Origin of the sequence: Parabacteroides caeci (genome assembly GCF_023656795.1) — a bacterium.
Taxonomy (GTDB): domain Bacteria; phylum Bacteroidota; class Bacteroidia; order Bacteroidales; family Tannerellaceae; genus Parabacteroides; species Parabacteroides segnis.
The window spans coordinates 1-23,292 of sequence record NZ_JAMOKT010000090.1; the positions used below are offsets into that span (position 1 = coordinate 1).

Here is a 23,292-nt window from a genome sequence, read left to right on the forward strand (position 1 = left end):
GTCACCTTAATTGACCTCAAAGGTATGATTTCAAATCGTCGCGCCTAAAAAGTAGTATCTAATAGACTATATTTCAATTATTTCAAAGAACTATTTATCCACTTTTACGGGACAGTAATGATACATTATATATATTATAAATTAATCGACTACTTTATAGCCTTTCCAGCCGTAGTAAGCACAGAAGAGGAAGCAAACCAGCGGAATGAGATAAGCGGTATAATAGATAGCTTCGAAATGATGCATCACGTAGGCTGTCAACTGGGGCAGGCAGGCGTTTCCGACAATCGCCATGACAAGGAAAGCCGCTCCGCTCTTGGTGTTGTCTCCCAGGTCTTTCAGCGCCAGCGAGAACTGTGTCGGGTACATGATCGACATGAAGAACGAGACAGCCAGCATGGCATACAGTCCGACCGTGCCGCCGCATAATGCAATCACGCCGCAGAGTACGACATTCAGCAGGGCATAGACCAGCAGCATATCCTGCGGACGGAATTTAACCATCAGCAACGTCCCTATCCAACGCCCCAAAAGGAAGGCCAGCATATACAGGCCGAAGAAAGTCGTTGCCACGGATTCCGATAGGCCGGCATAACTGCAACAGTACACCAGAAACAGGCTGTTGATGGCCGTTTGTCCCCCGTTGTAAAAGAATTGGGCAATCACTCCCCAGCGCAGATGTGAACGTTTCAATACGCTGAAATCTATCAGCTTTCCGTCCTTGTCCTTTCCGCTGTGTTCCTCATCCTGTATCCGGGGCAGTTTGGAGACGATGAATACAACCGCGATGATGATTAACAGAATTGCTAAGATAAGATACGGTTGCTTCATCGAATCCGTTTCAAACTGTATATAGGCTTCCCAGCCGCCGGGATAATCGATGGGCAGGGTGGTCCGGGTATAGTGTTCTCCACTCAATACCAACTTACTGAGAAACATGGCGGCGATAAATGCCCCCAAGCCGTTGAACGACTGGGCCAGGTTTAGCCTGCGTGGTGCCGTCTCCGGATTCCCCAGAGCTGTGACATAAGGGTTGGCAGCTGTTTCAAGGAAACACATGCCGGTTGCAATGATAAAGAAGATTGTCAGGTATGCCCAATATTCTTTCAACATGGCTGCCGGGAAGAACAGTAATCCTCCGAAAGCGGCCAGCAATAGTCCGAAGATGATACCGGCCTTGTAGCTGTACCGCTTCATGAACATGGCAATCGGTATCGGGAAGATAAAGTAAGCCAGCCAGTAGGCCGTTTCGGTGAAAGAGGCTTCGAACGTATTCAGTTCGCAGGTTTTCATCAATTGCCTGATCATGGTAGGCAGCAGGTTGCTGCTGATTGCCCACAGGAAGAAGAGGCTGAATATCAGTGCCAGTGGCAAGGCGTAATTCTTTTGTTTCATACTATATCGTGTTAGGGTGTGTTTACTCGGACATGTTTTTAATATAAGGTAACTCGATTAGCCGTTCGAAGCCGTAGAAGGCGGCGGCATTTTCTCCCAGGAAAAGGTCTTTCTCCCGTTCCGTCAGTTCTTCGGTTTTCAGGATAAAGTCGTACGACATTTTATAGGTAATAGCCGTAATCGTGCGGGGATAATCCGAACCCCACATCAGTTTATCCATGCTGACCAGGTCCGCTGCCTCGCGTATCGCTTTGACGGCCCCGTGGAAAGGATAAAACTCATCGTTGAATAACCAGGTAATACCTCCGGATTCAATACGTACATTCGGGTAACGGGCCAGGCGAATCTGCGCCAACCAGTTCGGCCGGGTAACCATACCGAAATGTCCGATTGCAATTCGTAATCCGGGGCATTCCTGTATCACCTCTTCTAATTCACCGGTCTGGACGTCGCCATCGGCCAAATCGATGGAGAGGAGCAAATCATTGCTTTCCATAAAATGGAACATTTCCATCATCTCGTTGCAGTTCAGCCAGACGCGCCCTTCTTCGAGCAACAAGCGTTGGGCGGGAATCTTGATTGCCCTGAATCCGCGTGCAGCCAATTCGCGTGCCTGTGCCAAATAGCCGGGACGGCGAAATTCACAGAGGCCGCATACGAAGAAGCGGTCCGGGTACTGCTTAACAACTTCCAGCAGATAATCATTTTGCAGGCCGTCGATATACTCCTGCGTGATGACGGCAGCCGAGACCTGTGCATAATCCATGTTTGACAGGAATATCTCAGCCGTGTTCCTGCCGTCGGTGATAAACGGAGGAACCATCTGCCGGATTTCGCCCATGAAGAGCGAACGTCCGTTGGTCAGTGTCCGTATCGGCATCCCGTCGACTACCGTGTCCTGCCGGAGCCAGAGATGTGAGTGGGCATCTATAATTTTTCTGTTCATGGTATTTTCTTTAAAGGTTATTTCTTTTCCGGTTTAAGAATTGGACCAGCTGACCCGTTTCTGGTCGCCGATGATTTCCTGTACTTCGCGCACCAGCTCCCAGTCGATGGGTTCTTCTATGTATTGGATATTCTTCCTGACATTTTCCGGATTGGCGGAACTGAATAGGGTGGTCGCTATCCGCGGGCTGCTTACGGAATATTGCATGGCCAGCTTTTCTATCGGATAACCTTTCGAAGCGCAATGTTGTACTGCTTTCCGGCAGGCTTCTACCAATGCCGCCGGTGCCGGATGCCAGTCGGGAACGCCCCGTTGTGACAGCAATCCCATCGAAAGGGGAGAGGCGTTGATGATGCCAATCTGTTTCGATTCGAAATAGTCGAAATAATCAGCCAGCTTATCGTCGTTCAGGCAGTAGTGGCAGAAGTTGAGGACGGTTTCAACCGTACCTTCGGGCACACGGTCGATTACCCATTGCAGGTTTTCCAGTTGCAGGTCGGTGATGCCGACATGTTTTACAATCCCTTTGTTCCGTAATTCGACCAATGCCGGCAATGTCTCGTTCACCACCTGGTTGAGGTCGGCAAATTCGATGTCGTGAACGTTAATCAGGTCTATGTAGTCTAAGTGCAGGCGTTCCATACTTTCGTAAACGCTTTCGGTGGCCCGCCGGGCAGAATAATCCCAGGTGTTCATGCCGTCTTTACCGTAACGGCCTACTTTAGTCGACAGCAGGAAATGGTCGCGCGGAATATCTTTCAGCGCTTTTCCTAATACTGTCTCTGCCTTGTAATACCCATAATAAGGGGAAACGTCGATAAAGTTCATCCCGTTTTCAATGGCAGTGAATACAGCTTTGATACTTTCCGCTTCACGGGTTTCGTGAAATACGCTTCCCAGGGAGGAAGCTCCAAAACTTAGTACGGGAACTTTCATCCCGGTTTTTCCGCAATATGAGTACTTCATGGTTTAAATAGATTGAGTTTGCAATAGTCCAAAAGTATAGCTTTTATGTATTGATTATAACCGCTTTGTGCATAAAAATCTACGCAAAGGTTTGCGTGGCAGGCCCTGTCGGATATAAACGGCTCGATGTCGGTATACATGTATCTATCTCGGAGGTAATGCTTGTATCTGCCGGAAAAAATATATATTTGTCGGACCTAATCGGATTTGTGATGCCTAAGAAAAGACACATATCATTGAAAGACCTGGCGAAGGAGCTGGGTGTTTCCGTTTCTACCGTATCCCGTGCGTTGAACGACAGTTACGAGATTGGTCCCGAGATGAGGGAACGTGTGAAGGCGCTCGCCGAGGAATGGAATTACCGTCCGAACCCGTTTGCCCTTAGTTTGCTGAAGAATACGCCCCGTATTATCGGTATTATCGTGCCGGATATTGTTACGCATTTCTATTCGTCCATAATCAGTGGTATCAATGATGTGGCGCGCAAGAACGGGTATTCGGTCATTATCACTTCTTCGTATGAGCAATATGAGCAGGAGCAACATTGTGTGGAAGACCTGGTGAATATGCGGGTGGAGGGTATGCTGGCCTGCCTTTCGCAGGAAACGACCGATTATGCCCATTTTCTTTCATTGGAAGATATGGATATCCCGCTGGTCTTTTTCGACCGTGTCTGCCTTACGAATGCGATTCCTTCGGTGGTGGCCGACAATCAGGAATCGGCAAGGGTGGCTACCAGCCATTTATTGGAATCCGGTTCGAAGCGGGTGGCCTTTCTGGGCGGTTCCGACCATTTGGCTATTGTGCGGCAACGTCGGGACGGGTATATAGAAGCTTTGAAAGAACATGGCTTGCCTGTTGAAGAAGAACTGGTCGTATGTAAGAAAATGACTTATGAGGAAGGACGTGAAGGATGCCGGCAATTGCTTTCATTGCCGGAACCGCCTGATGCAATCCTGGCAATGAATGACACATTGGCTTTTGCCGCCATGAAAGAAATCAAGAAACATCATCTCCGCATACCGACCGATATCGCCCTGATCGGTTATACCGACGAACTTCATTCCAACTACGTGGAACCGGCATTGACCGCCGTTACCCATCAGACCTATAAGATGGGAGAGGAATGTTGCAACCTGCTTCTCAAGCAAATCAAGAAACGTGAGAAACCACGGCAGATTGTCGTTCCCACCCATTTATCGATACGGGAGACTTCGGTTAAGAAGCCTGGTTCTGTTTCTCGAAATCCTTAGGCGTTACCCCGAACTGTTTCAGGAATATCTTGCTGAAATAGGAAGGGGAGTTGATTCCTACCAGATAACATATTTCGCCAATCCGGTGTTTGCCGTCCAGAATCAGTTCTGCCGCTTTCTTCAGACGGATGAGGCGGATGAAGTCGTTCGGCGACAGGCCGGAGAGGACTTTTATCTTGCGTAACAGGCTGGAACGGCTCAGGAAGAGTATCTCTGCGAGTTTCTCCACTCCGAAGTTTTCGTCCGTGATGTTTTCATGGATGATGGCTATAATCTTATCCATAAATTCCTTGTCAGCCTTGTTCATCTGCATGTTATTGACCGGGAAGAACGGACGTTTGGAGAAAGCCTCGCGTTCTTTCTGGCGGTTGTTCAGCAGGGAGAATATCTGTGTTGTCAGGTAATTGAAAGAGAAAGGTTTCTCCACGTATGCCTCCGCACCCAGGCGCAGACCGTTGATTTTGCTGTCGAGGTCGTTCTTGGCGGTCAGGAAGATGACGGGGATATGGCTCAGTTCGATATCGGCTTTCATCTCTTTACACAGTTCGAGGCCGTTCATCACAGGCATCATGATGTCGCTGACGACAATATCGATATGATGATTGCGCAGGATTTCCAAAGCCGCTTTTCCGTCGGGGGCCGTCTCCGTAACAAACATCTCTTGCAGTTTCTCTGCCAGGAACGAACGCATGGTATCGTTATCTTCCACCAACAGGAGTGTATAGTTGCGACCTTCCGCATTGACGGTTGTCCCTTCTTCGGGAAATATGAATTCTTCCTGGATAACGGAGTTTTCCTGTTGCCGCACTTTCTCCTGGGCAAGAGGCAGGGACAGGACAAACGAATTGTTGCTATCTTCGGTATCCAGCCAGAGTTTGCCGGAATGAAGCATGGCCAGCGAACGTGCCAGTGGTAAGCCGATACCGGCGCCTGTCGTTGCCCCTTCTTTCTTATTGATCTGATAAAAAGGTTCGAATATCTGTTGGCTGAGTTCGGCAGGTATCCGGCTTCCGTCGCTGGTGACGCGGATACTGAAGGTGGTCTCTTCACACCTCAGTTCGATACGAATGGTATGGGCCGAATATTTGAGTGCATTGTTCAACAGGTTGCTTAATATCTTGGTAACGGCTTCGCGGTCGATAGCAGCTGTGATTTCTTCTTCGGGAATATCGACCGATAATTTCTTATCCTGTTGGACGATGGTCGGTTCGAAGCGCAGGATGGTATCTTTCAGCAGTGTCGTAACATTGGTCCAGGCAAAATCCATCTTGAATTTGTTGGCTCCGATTTTCCGGAAGTCGAGTAGCTGGCCGGTCAGTTCGAGCAGGCGCTTGGTGTTCTGGGCGATTACGGTCAGGTTACGCGTGATTTTGCTGTCCTGGATATTCATGTCGAGGATTGTTTCCAGCGGACCGTTGATCAGTGTCAGCGGCGTGCGCACTTCATGGGCTATCTCCGTAAAGAATTCTACCTTAGCCTCATAGAGTTCCTTTTCTTTTTCTATCTCGAAGAGTTTCTGTTTCTCTTCCATCTGCCGTTCCTTACGGCGTTTGTACCAGCGGAACCATCCGTATATCAGGCAGAGTACCAGGATCGCATAAACGGCATAAGCCCAGGAGGATAGCCACCAGGGAGGAAGGATGACGATACGGAGTGAAGTAACCGGCTGGTTATCGTCTTCAATCTCGGCTTTTACCAGGAGCGTATAGTTACCTGGGGGCAGTTTGGCATACGAAATATTCTGGTTATTACTGGTTTTTACCCAATCTTTGTCCAGCGGGTCCATTTTGTAGTAACATTCTTTGCTACGGGCAGATGAATAAGAGGGCAGTGCTATATCGAAACTGATATTGGACTGGTCGTACGGCAAGGTGATCCGATCGGTATGCAGGATGCTTTTGCTCAGCGGGGAGTTGGGAGTATGTACGGTTACTTCCTTATTATATATGCTGAACTTCGTGATATAGACCGGAGGAATGGAATCGGTCCGCTGGTCGTCATCCGGATTGAAAGCGATCAGTCCGTCAATCGTTCCGAAGTAGAATTTGCCGTTGCTTGCTTTGAGTCCCGAATTATAATTGAACTGGTTGCCGACTAAACCGTCGCGGGTAGTGAATACACGGATATCCCCGGTTTCCGGTTTAAACTTGACGAGCCCCTGGTTGGTCCCGAACCAGAAATAATGATTTTTATCTTCCAGTATTTTATAAGCTACGTCGTCAGGCAGGCCCTGTTCTTTGGAGAACGTGGTGAAGTTGTCATCCGCCTCGTTGTACCGGCAGATGCCACCCCGGTCGGTAGAGAACCATATCTGTCCTCTGCTGTCTTCCATGATGGAACTGACGGAGTTTGAACTCAGGCTGGCCAGGTCCTGAGTGTCATTGACATATTTTTTATAAGAATCATCTTCCGGATTGTATTTCCATACACCGCTCCCCATCGAGGCAAGCCATATCTGTCCTTTTTTATCTTCCAGCATACAAACGATCCAATCGAGACCGATCTCCGGTATCCGGGTAAAATCGAACGAGCCGGCTTCTGCCCTGGATAACCCCCAGGCATTTCCTACCCAAAGACGGCCCCGACTATCGATTAACTGGGAATATACGCTTTCTTCATCAAGATTTAATTGCTGGTGATTGAGGTGTTTGATCGAATGGTTGGATATATCTATGATATCAAGCCCGTATTTAAACAGACCGCAATATATTTTGCCGTCGTACATACTCATGGACTGGGTCATGAGATGACTTTTCCTGTCGGATTCAGGATATTTGATCTGTGCCACTTCTCCGGTTGATGGATTCAGAATGTTGATTCCGTTATCTTCCGTCCCCACCCAGATATTGCCTTCGGGATCTTCCGCCAGTTCGCGGATGCGGCGGGTATTCAGCGAATTTTCCGAACTGGAAGGGACGAACCTTTCAAACAATAGTTTGTAATTCGGTAAATGGTTGACTCCGCCGAATTTGGTGCCGAGCCAGATGCCTCCTTCCCTGTCTTTATAGATACAGAAAATAATATTGTCGGAAAGACTGTACGAATGCATCAGGTCTTCCTGGAGATGGGTTACTTTTTGGGATTGTTCGTCAACGATGAACAGTCCGGCATGCGTACAGACCCAAAGATTATTCTGATCGTAACAGACCACGTCGCGTAAGATGGTGTGATGCACTCCCGGGGCGTTGACTGTTTGCAGGGTATTTGTCTTGGGATTGTACTTTTTCAGTTCTCCGTCATGGATGGCCAGTGCGATCCAATCGCCGTAATCGCACATAGAGAAGATGTGGGCACCCATCAGGGTATTGCCATCTTTGTCGGTATGATGCTGAAGAAAGGAGTCTGTTTGCGGATTGTAAAGGAAGAGTCCGACACCGGCTGTCCCGATCCAGACTTCCCCGTTTTCCCTCACGCAGATAGCTCCGGGGCTTTCCCGTTTGATATTATCTTTGTTGGTGATAGCATAATAATATAATTTCTCGTCTTTATAACGGAAGACGCCCTGGTCGGGGATCAGTATCCAGATATTACCGGAATGGTCGGAGGTGATTTTGGCAACCCAGTTACCCATCTGCTCCCCGTTTTCGGTTTTCTGGTCTATAAACGTGAACAGGTCGTATACAGGGTCATAGATATATACTCCCCGGTCTGTACCTACCCATAATTTTCTGTTCTCGTCTTCAAAAAGGGCAGAGATATTGTGATTGCCTGTACCTGCAATATAATCATCGCAATTGATCGTTTGGATAGAAGTACCGTCATACCGGTTCAGTCCGTTTTTAGTGCCGAACCACATGAAACCGTAGCTATCCTGTAGTATTACTTTTACCTGGCTTTCCGATAAACCGTCTGCACTCGAAATATGCGAAAAATAGTAATTGAACGACTTTCTGTTTGCTGCATATAGCTCGGACAGACAGATAATCATCAGGAGAAGATATAGTATAGATTTTCTCATAAAGACAGCCTGTAAATATGTTGTGTGTTTTCTTCATACAAAGATGATGAAAAAAAACGTAGAACCAAATTCTATACGGAATCATTTCTAAATAACCTCCGTTTTACTGTAACTTTCCGAATTAATGTAAATAATCGTGTATTCGCACACACGTTATGCTTTGTATTTAAAAAAATTGATATATATTTGCCGCAAATCATGAAAAACTATTAAGAAATGAGCGCATTAGGGAATGTCAATCAACAAATGACACGCTACAGGTGGGTAATCTGTGCGATGTTGTTTTTCGCAACAACGGTAAACTATCTAGACCGTCAGGTACTTTCACTTCTACAGCCGATGCTGGAAGAAGAATTTCACTGGACAGACAACGATTATGGAACAATCACTGCCATTTTCTCCTTGTTCTATGCAATTTCCATGTTATTTGCCGGACGGTTTATCGACTGGATGGGAACCAGGAAAGGATATGCCTGGTCAATTGCTGTCTGGTCTGCAGGGGCGGCACTTCATGCATTGTGTGGTGTATTAACAGAAAAATGGGTCGGATTACCAGATGCAGATGCGTTACGGGCTGTAGCTGCAGGAACAGACCTTGCGGCTACGATCAGTATGGTAAGTGTCACGTTCTTTATTATAGCACGTTGTGTGCTGGCTCTTGGTGAGGCAGGAAACTTCCCAGCTGCTATTAAAGCGACAGCAGAGTATTTCCCGAAAAAAGACCGCGCTTTTGCAACGGGTATTTTTAACTCTGGTGCTAATGTCGGGGCTATTGTGGCTCCATTGACTGTTCCTCTGATGGCTGAACTATGGGGGTGGGAAATGGCTTTTATTATTGTCGGCCTGATCGGCTTTATCTGGATGGGAATATGGTTGTTTATCTATAAACCAATCGCGGAGAACCCAAAGGTAAATGATGCGGAACGTGCTTATATTCAGCAGGATGATACTGAATTGACTCCGGATGAAATTGAGCCTGAAAATGAATCGAAGCTTTCTTTCATTGAATGTCTGGGCTTTAAACAGACTTGGGCGTTTGCTTTTGGTAAGTTTATGACGGATGGCGTATGGTGGTTCTTTCTTTTCTGGACTCCGGCTTATCTGAAGATACAATATAATATGGAAGGAACCCAGATCGCATGGCCAATTGCTATACTTTATTCTATTACGGTGATCGGCTCCGTGTTTGGCGGTAAATTTCCGACTTACTTCATCAACCGAGGGATGAATCCGTATGCAGGGCGTATGCGAGCGATGTTGATCATTGCATTCTTCCCATTGGTCGTTTTATTCGCGCAGCCATTGGGTTATATCAGCTATTGGGTGCCTATCCTGCTGATCTCCGTCGGAGCCTCTGCTCATCAGGCTTGGAGTGCAAATATATTCTCTACAGTAGGCGATATGTTCCCCAAAAGTGCAATCGCTACGATTACCGGTATTGGCGGTATGGCAGGCGGTATTGGTTCGTTCTTTATTCAGAAGGGAGCCGGTATGTTATTTACATATAGTGGCGATACCAACATGCAGTTTATGGGCTTCGAAGGTAAACCGGCTGGATATGCAATTGTCTTTATCTTTTGCGCTGTCGCTTACCTAATCGGCTGGATTGTGATGAAGATACTGGTGCCTAAATACAAGGTGATCACATTAAATTGATTGGATCTTATCATAAGAATGCAGCTGCCTGGCTGAATATATTATTGAAAACCTGGTTTACAAGTGTTTGGTCGGTTTTTGACCGGAACGGGAACGGTATCTGATGGGAATATTGGAAGGGAAAATCCATTTCTTCCAGTATCTTGTCAGAGGCCTTGCCCAGTGCTTTGATCACTCCGTTGGTCGGCATGACAATGTCTTTCTTCAGTGAGATAGCTTTGATGCGGTTGCAGGCTTTTTGGAAAAAGGACTCACGGTATTCCTGTAAGATATCAGGGCGAATCATGGCTTTGAACGCCTGTTCCAGAAAATCATTCTTAAAGGAAGTAGGCAGCGAACGTTCTTCCAGAAAATCGTGGCGGTAAAATCGTTGCAGGCTGTTGAATGCTTCCTGATCCATAATATCCCGTGCGTTTCCGTTCATCTGGCTGAAAATGGAACCGCCGCAGAACATGAACAGGCGGGTGTCGCTGAACATCTTTTCCGGATTACTCAACAACAAGACCTGTGACAACAAGGCTCCGATCGAATAAGCAAACAGGTTGATGGAAGTATCATCTTTGAATAAAGGATGTTTTCCACTTTTTATCTCATGCACCAATTGCCATAAGTTATAGACCGATTCGCGGCCGGACGCATAGAAACGCAACGGATTTCCTGACAGGCGGCTGCTTAATGTGACATTGGCAAAGGTCGAGTTTTCCAGGTTGTCTATTTCCTGTTTCCTCCTGTTCACCCAGGGTAAAACCATCCGTGGATTGCACCAGCTACCCGGTGTACGGTTCATATGGAATGCGATGGGGAAAAGGATGACCGGCTTTCCGGTTGAACCGGCCAGATATTCGGCCCAGGTCAGGTATTTTTCCCAGGTACGTTCGTTCAGTCCGTGCAACAGGATGATGGCTTTGTCGCGTTTCTCTTTACCCGAAGGGGCGAAGATCGTATAATTGAATGTTTTGTTTTCCTGAATATGGTCGTCCGTGACAGAGCAAAATTCAGTTGCAGCGAGTCCCTTCTGGAATTCGTTAATTTCGCTGGCACCTATCGTTTGTGTAAAGCGAAAGGGAATTATTTCCAGACGGCTCTCTTCCAGATGCGCCTTTTTATCGTACGAGAAAAGGCTGTTTAGTTGTTGTGTGCGAAGTGAGATATCCATAACAATCGATTTTTTGATGCAAACAAACATTATTAAAACAATCCTTGCAAATAAATGGTTCCGACGTACTGCGGCTGGGACATAAACCGGAATGGCGGGGTGAAATTTTTATATGCGGGGTGAATGTTTCGGGATTTACTAGTACATTTGTTCTCCAAATAGGAGGCAAAAGATATGGGAATGCTCGGTCATAAAATACCCGGTTATATTTATGAAAAGTCGAACATCGTTCGCCTGATCCTGCTGACAGCGTTTTTCGCTTTGGTATTTATCAATATATATAAGCCGTTCAGTTCGTCGAACTGGTATCGGGTTTCAGAGTTTAAGTTTTTTGTTTTTTCCAGTCTGATTATTCTTACCGGTGTGCTGGTGGTGGTGATCAGCCGGATTGTGATGTATTATTGGGGCAGGAAACATGCCATTTCCGTAGGTGCATATTCGGTGTGGATTATTCTGGAGATATTTTTCATGTCTTTGTTTTATACGATCTACACTTTGGTACTGAATCCGGAGCGGGAGTATTTAAGCGTTTTCAAAGAGTCGGCTATCAACACAAGCCTGGTTCTGTTGTTGCCCTATTCGGTCTTACATTTCTATTTTTCCTATCAGGAGAAAGAACGGCAGTTGAGGTTACTGGAAGAGGATCGGGCAGAGGCGGCAAACAAACTTACGGTTTTCTCTTTTTATGACGAAAAGCATGAATTGCGGCTGTCGGTGAAACGGACGAATCTTTTGTATATAGAATCGGCGGATAATTATGTGTGTATCTGGTATCTCAATAAAGGAGTACTGACAAAGTTCATGCTGCGTAACTCTTTGAAATCCATAGAAGAGAGTCTGGCCGAAACGAATGTGCTGCGTTGCCATCGTTCATATATGGTTAATTTCGACCAGGTAAAGGTGATACGCCGTGAAAAAGACGGCATTTATCTGGAACTGGGAGTCGAGAAAGTCCCGGATATTCCAATATCAAAAACATATAGTGAAAAAGTGACACATTGGTTTATGACATATTCGTCGTAAATTATAGGGATAAAGTCTGGTCTCGAAGTATAAGTGATTGCATTGGACTAATTTGGTATTATGTATAATAAAAACCGGAGCTGGTATCACTACTAACTCCGGTCAAGTGTGTCTAGTAAGATTTTTTGGTTAACTTATATGTTTTATAAATAGTTCTTATCTATTAATCATCAACAGCAAGTCCTGTATAGCGATATCCGGAAACTTTATACCTCATGCCAGGTTCATCGTCGCTGAATGAGATATAATAGACAATACTGTCCGCCGGTGTTCCATGAGGTGTCGTAGCAGCTCCCAATAAGATTTTACCGCCGTCAATCGTCACATCACATTCGTCGGCTTCATTGGGAGCAGCACCATTGGTCGCAAATGTCAACGCATTGACATCCGATTTAACCCGTATTTTATATTTCCAAAAGTTGCCTATATCGTCTACATACATTTCGGTAGGTGTGTTTGCTGCCGTGTTATAGGTATTCATAAGGATATGCCCTAATCCATAGCAATCTTCGGCAATGACATTACCTCCTTCATCTACCGCATCTACTGTCACTTTCCATTCACCGGCAAGTGCTTCGGTTGCTGTGTTGCCTATTTCATCTTTTTCGCAACCTGCCAATATGAATACCAGCAGGGTAAATAGCCAAATAATATGTTTATTCATAATTTCTATCCGTTTATTTGTTCATTATTACATAGAATGTCATTTGTCCTGCATAGTCGATATACCAGGAAACCTGTCCTGTTTCCGGGTCATATTTCCCATCTTTCATGCTGTCTATAGAGTCACCCCAACCAGCAAGTAAACTGCTGAGCGGTTCGATCGTATTGTCTGCATTCAGTTTGAAATAGCCTTTCATGGCATAAGCTGCACCGTAAGCGGCTCCTTGGTCATACCAACCTCCCAGAAAATCGGATACGGCAAATATGCCAGGTGCTACCAAAGTGACAGATACACTGAAATCTCCTTTGAATAGAACTTGTTCACCATTCACCTTTCGATAACTGACGCTTGAATCCACCGTATAATCACCGGCAGCATCTGTTGTGACCTCCGGATCATAGACAATCACCGAGCGTTTTGCCGAACTGGAGAATCCATCCGCATTCGCAGCAGAATAAGACACGGAATATAGACCTATCTGATCTGCATTCACATCACTATTGACAGTTACCGAAGCGGTCACGTCTTCTTCTCCCTCCATGGCAATTACACCGGGATCAGAAAATGTACTGCCCACCGGTACTAGCATGGGATCATCACCATTCAGTTCGAAGTTCACATAATGGGTCACTTTAGTCAGACCTTCTGTTGTTTTCTCGCAGCCCCATAAACCGAAAAGACCGCAAAAAAGCAATAAACTATAAATTACTTTTTTCATAAATCTCTCTTTTAAATTAAATTATTTACCCCAAAACACCGGTGACGTATATCCCGGGAATGCCGGTGTGTTCTCATTACGGGAAGAAGAACTTTCTGCATACGGATAACGTTCCAGCAATTTATTTGTACCCACTTCGCCAAATACCTGAATCGGCGTGTACAGCGTACCGGGAACATATTTGGATGTATTGTATGATTCCTGATCGCCTTCGGTATAAAAGTCGCTACCTTTGGCTGTACCGAATGTGGGGTAATCCAAACGACGCATCTCACACCAGGCTTCGAACGGGTTGACACCGGAAAGGGCTACCCATTTTGCGATACCGATACTCTTCTTATAATTGGAAGCATCGAACGGATAACGGGCTACATAGTCGGCAGCTCCACTTACGTTAGCAGAAGCAAAAGAAGCCTCGATGGCGGTCGCATAATGAGTGGCGGCATCGGCTGCAGATCCGTATCGTGCATAATATTCAGCTTTGAAGAATTCAACTTCTGATACGGTGATCAGGTAAACCGGCATATCGAATGTGGCCACCGGACGACACCAATCCTGCAATTTGCTGGTAGACTTCGGATAGTTGGTTCCTGAAATACCACCGATATATTCACTGCTTTTGTTTTTTTGAAAGAAAGCAGCCAAACGAGGATCTTCATATTCGACAGCGCCTTCGCTGTTCTTTACTTGCATCGTACCGATGATCGCCAGGTTGGCAGCGATATTGGTTTGCGTAGATCCCCAGGTCGTAGCAAATTCTTCCGAATAGAACGGGTTCATCTGCCCAGGTTCGTTCTTCCAACATCCTTTATAAGAAACGTCGGCGGTAGGGAAGTTGTTTTCTGCTAATAAAGCAGCCACTTCTGATTGTACGTCTTTCACACCGGACATACGCATCAGCATCTTCAACTTCAATGCATTGGCGAACTGGATCCATTTGTCGGCCGTTGAAGACGGGAAAAGGAAGTTGGTGCATACAATATTCGATGCCGAAACCTTTTCCAATGCCTCATTGATTTCTGCAATCACTCCTTCATAAACCACCTGTCCTTCATCATATTTAGGAGTCGGGAAGTTTTCTAAATCCAGTGCTTCTGTATAAGGCACTTCGCCATAACAATCAACCAAAGCCTCGTAAACAAACGCGCGCAAAACCGTTCCTGCCAAATAGGTTCCCCAGTCTTCCTGTTCTGCGGCCTTGGTTAGTAATGTCTTCAGGTTCTGTAATGCTTTTTGATTGAATTGTGTATAGGTTCCGCTACTGCGAGTAGCCGACATATTGAACTTTGAATAGTCCAAATAGTTGCTTGTTCCGAATAAGTGCGCGTATTGCTGGGCATGGAAACCTCCGGCGATGCGCAAAAAATTACCATAGCTTGAAGCCGTGTTCATTTCGATGGCAGGCATTAACATGGAAGTCTCAACGTTCTCCTCGGCTGGCGAATTGGGATCAGTGTTGATATCCAAATAGCTGTTGCAAGAAGTGAAGCTTACACCCAAAAGCAGTGCAGATGCCAATAATATTTTTTTCATATTTTATTTTCTCCTCATTTTAGAATTTAACACTCAGGTTGCATCCGAATATACGGCAAGACGGGTTGGTATACAGTTCACCGAATTGTGTTGCCAGGTCACCATAAGAAGACTGTGATACGGTTGTTGATTCCGGATCTACGTAGCGGTTATCTGATGCGGTCCAGGTAAATACATTATTACAAAATGCCGTAATGGCCAAATTACTCAATGACATCTTACGCACCCACTGTCTCGGGACATTCCAGGTCAGGCTGATGTTACGCAATTTAACGAATGAACGATCAAGCAAATAAGCTTCTCCACCATCTCCATATCCGTAATCATTGAAATAGGTTTGATAGCTGCCGTTGCCCAGATAAATCGGGGTGGTGTTTTCGGTATAATTGCCATCGCCATTATCAACAACTGAATTGGGGATAATGAACGGACGGCGGTCATTGTAAGTTGTAACTACACCGTTACCTGTAAATTGCATCAGGTTTTTCGTACGTGAGAACATATAACCACCGCTACGAATATCCAGAGCTGCGCTCAATGTGAAGTCTTTATAGGTAAAAGCAGTATTGATTCCGCCTGTCCAGTCATGATTCATGTTTTTGCCGGTATCTTCGACTGATGTACCTAAAACAGGATAACCGTTTGCGTCTACGATCGGCTTTCCATCTGCAGTTTTCTTAGGTAAGTAAGTATAGAACTGCCCCATCGGCTTACCTTCTTCGGCATACATATAAATCGCATCGTTACCGGCAGAGAAGTTATAGATGGAAACTTTTCCACCTTCCAGGCTTTCAGGTAATGAAAGAACTTTGTTGTTGTTTTTTGAGAAGTTGAAACTCAAGTCCCAACGAAAATCTTTAATCTGTACCGGAGTGGTATTGATAACTAATTCGATACCTTTGTTACTGACTTCACCGAAGTTGGTTACCATATAGCTGAAACCTGTTGACGGATCGGTCGGAAGAGTGAAGATCTGGTCTTTCGTTTTGCGGTTGTAATAGGCTGCATCGATCCCAAAACGTCCGTTGAAGAATTGTAAGTTCATGCCGACTTCAAATTCAGATGTCATTTCCGGACGCAATGTGTTGCTACCTTTAGTATTAGAAGCTATAAAGGCATTCACTCCGTTCATCGGGAACTTGGATATGTCGCTGCCATAATAGCCATTTGCCGTACCTTGTATATAAGTCAGGCCTGTCTGATAAGGATCTGCATCGTTACCGGTCTTACCATATGCTAAACGAGCCTTTCCGAAAGTAAGAACTTCATTTTCCGGGATTAGACGGGTAAAGATCCAACTCAATGTGGCACCTGGATAGAAGAAACTGTTGTTGGCGATAGGCAATGTAGACGACCAGTCGTTACGAGCAGTCAAGTTCAGATAAATCATATCGTCCCAACCAACGGTTACATCTCCGAAGAGACCTACCAAACGGCGTTTATTCTGACTTTCCGACAATGTTGTTTTTGTAGAACCGTTGCTCAGATCCCAAAATCCGGAATAGAAAGACAAGTCGTCGGTTTGACCGGTCATGCGCGTATATCCGCGTTCGTTCATGTTTACACCGGCATTTACGTTCACATCCAGCTTGTTATCCAGAAAACGTTTAGAATAATTAGCCAGGAAATCGTGATTCAATTCGTAATGACGGCCATATCGGGTATATACATGTCCGCTTTGGTTCATGTTGGAAGGAGCATATCCATAGTCTTCGTCAATCAGCGCGTCGTCCAGGTTAATTTGTGGAGTACCTACCTTACGGTCATAGTCCGTATAGTCGAAGCCCATACGATAGGAAAGTTTCAACTCTTTGATCGGGGTGACATCTACCTGTACTTTACCGTAAATCTGCTTCGAAGCCGTATGGTTGTAATTGTTTTCCAATGCCCAGTAGGGGTTTGTGATACCGTAAGGAGTAAAGTACGCCTCCGGTGTATTGAACGGTGAACTGGTATCTTTCATGTCTACGATAGAGATGTCGCGAGGTAACTCAAACACGCCGTCGATCACGGATGTACCTTGGAAACTGCCGACTGCATCCGTCTGGCTGCGTGCAAAATTAAGGGAAGAAGACACTTTCAACCAGTTTGTTGCCTCATAGCCGCCACGGAAAGCTACCGTATTACGTTCGTACGTATCATAATCCTTCGGCATGATACCATCATCTTTCGTAAAAGAATAAGACAGATAATAATCCATCTTGGTGTCGGCAGAAACACCGCTCAAGGAAACCGTATGGTTCTGCGACCAACCTGGATCAAAGAAATCCTTTACATTATCTTTTTTTGCACTGTATTCATGAATCAATTGCTGATTATTCCAGATCGGGCCATACACCTGCATTGATCCATCCAGGCGAGGGCCCCAGGAGCCATTCTCGATATATGTCTGTGCACCGTTCCATCCCTGTCCGAACGAGTTCTGCATTTCTGGCAGAAAAGAGACCATACGAGCCTGTACATTACCGCTGTAGCTGATTGAGAAATTCCGTCCGTCGCCTTTCTTTCCTGATTTCGTGGTAATCACGATCACACCGTTAGCGGCACGACTACCATAAAGGGCGGTTGCGGCTGCTCCTTTTAATACAGTCATCGAAGCGATATCTTCAGAAGCCACACTTGAAATACCTCCGGTTGATACGTTTTTGCCATCACCGGAAACCATATTATTCTGTAAAGGTACACCGTCAACTACATAAAGTGGTTGATTACTTCCGTTGATAGAACTGAAACCGCGGATTACAATGTTACTAACCGAACCCGGGTCAGAAGAGGTGGAACTAACCGATAATCCGGCAACCTTACCGGAGAGGGCATCGGCAACATTGGTCGTACGTGAGCTGATAATTTCATCGGCCTTAACGGTCGTTGCTGAATACCCCAGGGTCTTTTCAGAGCGGGTAATACCCATTGCCGTAACGACAACTTCATCCAAATTCTGGGTGTCTGATTGCAGGAGTACTTTAATAACAGGCTTTACAGCCACTTCCTGCATGTTCATGCCGACATACGAGATTTGCAAAATTTTGCCCTCGGGTGGTACATCCAAAGAGAAACGACCTTCGATATCCGTTACTGTACCAATCGTTGTCCCTTTAACAAGAACTGATGCTCCAATAATCGGTAGACCGTCATCTGCGGCGGTAACAGTACCTGTCACCTTCACATTTTGAGCCACTACTGTACACATGCAGATCACAAGGCACAGTAAAGTAAAAGTTAACTTTTTCATTTCACACACATTAAATTATATAATATAACTACAATTTTCATAAAGGTTAAATAAGCTATATCTGAGTCCTAGGGGAACTCTGTCCATTAGTCATAAGGAGGGTTTAATGAGCTTGTTCTGAATCTCGACATTATGCTCTTTTATTGAATTTAGCCTGTTGAGTATCAGGTGTTTTGAGGGGGTGGAAAAGTGAAATTTGCTATAACATGAGGATTTGATGTTAATTGTCGTTTAAAAGGAGTGAAAAATAGCTTCCATTAGTTTGATTTCGGTGGTTCTTGCTACTGAATGTTTAGTGGAGCCGGATTTTTTATGATAAAAAAAGTTGCAGTTGTAATATTTTTGTATAACTTGCCAACGTTTTTTCAATAACTAACAAAACAACAGCAAGCACCGATAAGTTTATCGTCCTGAGTCTAAAATATTTTTATAAAACAGTTTCTGTTATAACTATAAAGATAGTCCAAATGGACAGAGTTCCCCTAGAACTAAGTAAATAAGATTGTATTTGTCAAAGAAAAGCTATCAGCGGAAACTCTGAACAACGAAACATAGAAAAGCATTAGCAAGGTTTCCTTTTGATATAGAAAACGCATACAGGGCATTAAAATGAAACTTTGATGATTCTTCCCGGTTGAACCGTCGGGGAAGATCAAATCTGAATAAAATGTCATTGTGGTGTATATAAGAAAAGAGTGTCGAAACGTATATGTCCAACACTCCTTTTTATTTGAATCGTATTGATTTTGTAATACCGGTTTTATTCTGTAATTACCGAAAACTCACCGATCCCTGCCTGGGGCTGATTATCGACAATGCGGGTTGCTACAAACCGTATCTTGTTTCCTTTTACAGCCGGGAAACGGATTTCCTGTTCTATCGGATTATGTTTGATATTCGAGAATTCGCCTTCTGCAACTTTCTTGTTATTGACAAACAACTGGTAATTTGAAATATGTCCTCCGGCATCACGTCCCTGGTTGGGTACATAGCGGAAGCCGGCAATCGGCATATCATTTGCCAACTGTATTTCGATTTCCTGTTTTCCTTTCGGTAAATAGAATGTCGTATATCCGTTGCCGTCGAACATTGCTATTGTTTTCTCGTCTTTTGGATAAATGACAGTGTAGTTGGATACCGGAATATCCAGCTCTTTTACGGAAACCGGACTGCTCTTGTCGAAGGTACGGTCGTACGAGATAGCCTTGATTGTTCCTTTTTGAGCAAAAGCAAAAGGTTCGGTATAACGGGGGGAATCTTTTGTTGGTTCCGAGCCGTCAGTCGTATAATGGAGTTCTGAGTTTTTATCTTCTACCCGGATAGAAACAACATCTTTGCGGTCACGTCTGATTTCCGGTTCGGTTAATAAGGCCGGTGCCAGGAAAGCCTCTACATTATTGATACATAGCGGGCCGCGTGCATCCAGGAAGTTGATACGTATCTTGTCTGCATTGACAGTCTGGAAACGGACGATACGTTTGTAGCCGACAGTTGTCGTGGAATCGGCTGCTTCAACCGGTGTCCATTGCCCGTCTTTTTCTGTTTCGATGGTGAACGCTTTGACGCGCTGTCCCAATGGGATATATTCCTGTATCATCAGGCGGTTTACATCCGTCGGTTTGCTGAAGGCGAAAGTAAGCGTAGCGTTTGTAACTCCGTCTTCTGTAGCCCAGTAAGAATCCCAATTGCCGTCATTCGTTTTGTCAGCCTTAAACTGGCCGCCGCGGGAATTGCTGGCTTTTACGGATGCTCCCTTTAATAAGTTGGTTTTTAAATCGTTCTGTATAGTTTGATACCATTCGACTGCACGGATAGAATCCGTCGGACTGATCTTTCCGTTTAATGCAACCGGAAAGTTTAGCAGGAAGTTTGCATTATGTCCGACACTCCGGTAATACAGATCGACTAAATGTGATAATGATTTTACCTGATGGTCTTCACGTGCGTGATAGAACCAACCCGGACGAATGGAAACGTCGCATTCGCCACCCAGCCATTCTTCACCGTCTTCCAGTCCCCACTGGCTCTGACGATAATGTATGCCATCTTTTTTAGTGAACATACTCCATTGAGTATCACCCGCCCAGCCTTCTTCATTGCCGATCCAGCGGATGGTCGGTTCGGTTCCTCCAAAAATCATGACGGAAGGATTATACTTTTTAATCGTGTCGACAGCCTGTTCATATTTATAATAGGTATTCGGGTCGATAGAACGCGTTTCATTTGCGCCGCCGTACCAACCGTTGCCGCCGTTAGCTCCGTCAAACCAGTATTCGAACAACGGACCGTAATTGCAGACTAATTCATGTAATTGGGCATGGAACTTTTCTACATATCCCGGTTGTCCGTAATTCTCACTGTTACGATCCCAAGGGGAGAGATAAATACCGAATTTCAATCCGTGTTTGTGGCAGGCGTCGGAAAGCTCTTTTACCATATCACCTTTTCCGTCTTCCCAGGGAGAATTTTTAACGCTGTATTCTGTGGTTGCTGTTTGCCACAGGCAAAAACCGTCATGATGTTTGGCGGTGAGAATCACCCCTTTTAATCCGGCAGCCTGGATCGTACGAACCCATTGTTCGCAGTCTAAATCTGTAGGATTGAAAGTGGAAGCAGGCGTGTTCCCGTATCCCCATTCCAGATCATTGAATGTGTTTAGACCGAAATGAACGAAGGCATATGTCTCCATTTTGTGCCATTCCACCTGCTCAGGCGTCGGAACAGGATAAACAGGATCAGGGGCGTTTACTTCTTTACAGGAGATTAAAGTAGTAAGTCCTAATCCGAGGAGGAAAAGATAATTTGCGCTTTTCATCGTTTGATTATGTTATTGTTGATGCTTCAAAGGTACAAAAAATATGATTTGTATAAGGATATTCTGTCTGTTTTGCTATTTTTAGTTATTGTATTACAGAACCGTGCTGGTTCTATAGAATACTTGCCGTATTTTATACAATATCATTTTTCTTATTGTCTAAAATACATCTAAAATCCGTATATGTCTCTAATAATGTGGTCTATAAAAAATCTTTTATGTTTGTTTTATTCCAGATGAATTTGTATATTTGAGCGTCTAATAACTATATTTTTATTATTAATACCATGAAAAGAAGAGATTTCTTAACAAACACAGCATTGCTGGGTGCCGGAATACCACTGGGTATGTCGTCGGCTGTAATGACTTCATGTACACAACAACAAAGTGCAGGAACGGCTGCGAAGAGTTATTCTCCGGAAGAATTGGGAATGTTCTCTTTCGTAGAGGTGGCTCCTGATGGGAAACCCTTAAAAGCTGCTTTGGTGGGTTGTGGCGATCGTGGAACCGGGGCGGCTACACAATTCCTCAAATCAGGACCGAATGTGTCTATTATTGCTTTGGCTGATTTGTTCCCGGATAGAATGGCGACTTGCCGGAAAGTATTGTCTGAACAATTTAAAAATGAAGTTCCTGATGCCAATTGTTTCTTAGGCTTCGATGCTTATCAGAAGGTGTTGGCAATGAATGATATCGATGTGGTCCTGTTATGTACCCCTACACATTTCCGACCGGAGCAATTCAAAGCGGCGGTTGAGGCAGGTAAACATATTTTTATGGAAAAGCCTTGTGCTGTCGATCCGACCGGAATACGTACAGTAATTGCAGCAGCCAAAGTTGCAACATCTAAAGGGTTGACTGTTGTAACAGGTAATCAACGCCGTCATCGTAGAGATTATTGGGAGGCTTATGTGCAGGTAAAAAACGGATTGATCGGTGATGTCGTATCTTCTTCCGCTCATTGGGACCAGGGGGCATGGTGGAATAAGCGCAAACGTCCGGAATGGAGCGATATGGAATACTGTATTCGTAACTGGTTTAACATTAAATGGTTAAGTGGAGATCACCTGTTGGATCAGGCTATTCATAATATTGATGTGGTAACGTGGTTTATGGAAGACCGTCCTATCCGTGCTGTTGGTTTCGGTGGTCGTGCACAGCGCCTGACGGGTGATATCTATGACTTTTTCAGTGTGGATTATTATTATAACAATAACAAACGCATGTTGGCGACTGCCCGTCAGATTGACGGTTGTGACGGAAATGTATCCGAGCAGGTATATGGAACCAAGGGGATGGCCTCTCTGAATGACCGGGGTGAAATTAAAATTGTGGATTATAATGGAAACACTTTTTGGGAATATGATTATCAGAATAAACCTGTAAAGAATCCATATGATCAGGAACATGTGCATTTTGTTGAATCAATCCGTTTAGATAAGAAAATAAATCAGGCAGAAGCATTGGCCTATTCTACCCAGGTTGCTATTTTGGGACGTGAGGCCGCTTACACCGGAAAACCTATTTCCTGGGATGAGATTATGGCTTCCACTCTTCGTTATGGTCCGGATGAATATAAAATGGGACCGTTACCTTTCTATAAAGAAGGAGAAGCACCGAAGCCGGGAAAAGCTCCGGATGCGCCTGTAATGTAATTAGTAATTTATGTTAGTGAAAACGCTCTGAATATTTTTTTAAGATATTCAGGGCGTTTGTCAGTTTTGGACAGATGCGCTTCTTATATCATAGGCCTCTTTTTTCCCGGGTCTCCCTGCAAATCTCCCAATGTTATAACTATTCTTTCTGATGGAATAATTAATCGTTCGACAATCATTCTCTATTCATTAAACAGATGTTCTCTATTCATTCGACAACTGTCGAACGAATAGAGGATAAATATCGAACGATTAATTATTCCAAGCGAGAAACTAACTTTTCCAAAGCGAGGTTTCATTCATTATAAGATAAGCGGAAAGT

Annotated in this window: 14 protein-coding genes; 4 read left to right on the forward strand and 10 right to left on the reverse strand. The window is 44.9% G+C overall.

Going from position 1 to position 23,292, the window contains the following annotated elements; translation table 11 throughout:
- Positions 1-141: 141 nt before the first annotated feature.
- Genes fucP through NBH15_RS26735 form a run of 3 tightly spaced genes read right to left on the reverse strand, consistent with a single transcriptional unit; the run spans position 142 to position 3,307 of the window.
- Entirely contained in the window at positions 142-1,395 is a 1,254-nt protein-coding gene (fucP, locus tag NBH15_RS26725; protein WP_244050368.1) for an L-fucose:H+ symporter permease, read from the reverse strand.
- A gap of 22 nt (positions 1,396-1,417) precedes the next feature.
- Complete coding sequence (locus NBH15_RS26730; RefSeq protein WP_128135198.1) at positions 1,418-2,341, reverse strand: amidohydrolase family protein; 924 nt, start codon at positions 2,339-2,341, stop codon at positions 1,418-1,420.
- Between the two features lie 33 nt (positions 2,342-2,374).
- Complete coding sequence (locus tag NBH15_RS26735; RefSeq protein ID WP_128135197.1) at positions 2,375-3,307, reverse strand: aldo/keto reductase; 933 nt, start codon at positions 3,305-3,307, stop codon at positions 2,375-2,377.
- A 212-nt stretch (positions 3,308-3,519) separates the two neighbouring features.
- Here NBH15_RS26735 and NBH15_RS26740 point away from each other — a divergent pair, with 212 nt between their 5' ends.
- On the forward strand, positions 3,520-4,560 hold the full coding sequence (locus NBH15_RS26740; protein WP_233567475.1) for a LacI family DNA-binding transcriptional regulator: 1,041 nt from the start codon (positions 3,520-3,522) through the stop codon (positions 4,558-4,560).
- Here the strand turns inward: NBH15_RS26740 and NBH15_RS26745 are convergent.
- Positions 4,526-8,518: a hybrid sensor histidine kinase/response regulator transcription factor gene (locus tag NBH15_RS26745; protein WP_250824026.1), complete on the reverse strand. Its 3,993-nt coding sequence runs from the start codon at positions 8,516-8,518 to the stop codon at positions 4,526-4,528. The two genes, NBH15_RS26740 and NBH15_RS26745, sit on opposite strands and share 35 nt — an antisense overlap.
- A gap of 216 nt (positions 8,519-8,734) precedes the next feature.
- On the opposite strand from NBH15_RS26745, the gene NBH15_RS26750 reads away from it, so the two are divergent.
- On the forward strand, positions 8,735-10,174 hold the full coding sequence (locus NBH15_RS26750) for an MFS transporter (RefSeq protein WP_250824027.1): 1,440 nt from the start codon (positions 8,735-8,737) through the stop codon (positions 10,172-10,174).
- A gap of 10 nt (positions 10,175-10,184) precedes the next feature.
- On the opposite strand, the gene NBH15_RS26755 is transcribed toward NBH15_RS26750, so the two are convergent.
- Complete coding sequence (locus NBH15_RS26755) at positions 10,185-11,330, reverse strand: DUF6051 family protein (protein ID WP_250824028.1); 1,146 nt, start codon at positions 11,328-11,330, stop codon at positions 10,185-10,187.
- Between the two features lie 180 nt (positions 11,331-11,510).
- Here NBH15_RS26755 and NBH15_RS26760 point away from each other — a divergent pair, with 180 nt between their 5' ends.
- Positions 11,511-12,353, forward strand: a complete 843-nt coding sequence (locus tag NBH15_RS26760) for a LytR/AlgR family response regulator transcription factor (RefSeq protein WP_128135199.1) — start codon at positions 11,511-11,513, stop codon at positions 12,351-12,353.
- A gap of 163 nt (positions 12,354-12,516) precedes the next feature.
- Here NBH15_RS26760 and NBH15_RS26765 read toward each other — a convergent pair whose 3' ends face one another.
- From NBH15_RS26765 to NBH15_RS26785, 5 genes are all read right to left on the reverse strand, one after another.
- A complete protein-coding gene (locus tag NBH15_RS26765) occupies positions 12,517-13,017 on the reverse strand; it encodes a lipid-binding protein (protein ID WP_128135194.1) in 501 nt (166 codons plus the stop codon).
- Positions 13,018-13,030: 13 nt separating this feature from the next.
- Positions 13,031-13,735: a BT_2262 family domain-containing protein gene (locus NBH15_RS26770; protein WP_128135193.1), complete on the reverse strand. Its 705-nt coding sequence runs from the start codon at positions 13,733-13,735 to the stop codon at positions 13,031-13,033.
- A 21-nt stretch (positions 13,736-13,756) separates the two neighbouring features.
- Positions 13,757-15,268, reverse strand: coding sequence for a SusD/RagB family nutrient-binding outer membrane lipoprotein (locus tag NBH15_RS26775; RefSeq protein WP_250824029.1), 1,512 nt, complete (start codon positions 15,266-15,268; stop codon positions 13,757-13,759).
- A gap of 19 nt (positions 15,269-15,287) precedes the next feature.
- Entirely contained in the window at positions 15,288-18,500 is a 3,213-nt protein-coding gene (locus NBH15_RS26780; protein ID WP_250824030.1) for a SusC/RagA family TonB-linked outer membrane protein, read from the reverse strand.
- 760 nt (positions 18,501-19,260) lie between these two features.
- Positions 19,261-21,315: an alpha-L-fucosidase gene (locus tag NBH15_RS26785; RefSeq protein WP_128135190.1), complete on the reverse strand. Its 2,055-nt coding sequence runs from the start codon at positions 21,313-21,315 to the stop codon at positions 19,261-19,263.
- A gap of 287 nt (positions 21,316-21,602) precedes the next feature.
- Here NBH15_RS26785 and NBH15_RS26790 point away from each other — a divergent pair, with 287 nt between their 5' ends.
- On the forward strand, positions 21,603-22,970 hold the full coding sequence (locus NBH15_RS26790; RefSeq protein ID WP_250824031.1) for a Gfo/Idh/MocA family protein: 1,368 nt from the start codon (positions 21,603-21,605) through the stop codon (positions 22,968-22,970).
- The last annotated feature ends 322 nt before the right edge of the window (positions 22,971-23,292 follow it).

Bases quoted from the DNA above. Each gene is read 5' to 3' on its own strand.
- fucP (WP_244050368.1), bottom strand. From the start codon at position 1,395: ATGAAACAAAAGAATTACGCCTTGCCACTGGCACTGATATTCAGCCTC.
- NBH15_RS26730 (WP_128135198.1), bottom strand. From the start codon at position 2,341: ATGAACAGAAAAATTATAGATGCCCACTCACATCTCTGGCTCCGGCAG.
- NBH15_RS26735 (WP_128135197.1), bottom strand. From the start codon at position 3,307: ATGAAGTACTCATATTGCGGAAAAACCGGGATGAAAGTTCCCGTACTA.
- NBH15_RS26740 (WP_233567475.1), top strand. From the start codon at position 3,520: ATGCCTAAGAAAAGACACATATCATTGAAAGACCTGGCGAAGGAGCTG.
- NBH15_RS26745 (WP_250824026.1), bottom strand. From the start codon at position 8,518: ATGAGAAAATCTATACTATATCTTCTCCTGATGATTATCTGTCTGTCC.
- NBH15_RS26750 (WP_250824027.1), top strand. From the start codon at position 8,735: ATGAGCGCATTAGGGAATGTCAATCAACAAATGACACGCTACAGGTGG.
- NBH15_RS26755 (WP_250824028.1), bottom strand. From the start codon at position 11,330: ATGGATATCTCACTTCGCACACAACAACTAAACAGCCTTTTCTCGTAC.
- NBH15_RS26760 (WP_128135199.1), top strand. From the start codon at position 11,511: ATGCTCGGTCATAAAATACCCGGTTATATTTATGAAAAGTCGAACATC.
- NBH15_RS26765 (WP_128135194.1), bottom strand. From the start codon at position 13,017: ATGAATAAACATATTATTTGGCTATTTACCCTGCTGGTATTCATATTG.
- NBH15_RS26770 (WP_128135193.1), bottom strand. From the start codon at position 13,735: ATGAAAAAAGTAATTTATAGTTTATTGCTTTTTTGCGGTCTTTTCGGT.
- NBH15_RS26775 (WP_250824029.1), bottom strand. From the start codon at position 15,268: ATGAAAAAAATATTATTGGCATCTGCACTGCTTTTGGGTGTAAGCTTC.
- NBH15_RS26780 (WP_250824030.1), bottom strand. From the start codon at position 18,500: ATGAAAAAGTTAACTTTTACTTTACTGTGCCTTGTGATCTGCATGTGT.
- NBH15_RS26785 (WP_128135190.1), bottom strand. From the start codon at position 21,315: ATGAAAAGCGCAAATTATCTTTTCCTCCTCGGATTAGGACTTACTACT.
- NBH15_RS26790 (WP_250824031.1), top strand. From the start codon at position 21,603: ATGAAAAGAAGAGATTTCTTAACAAACACAGCATTGCTGGGTGCCGGA.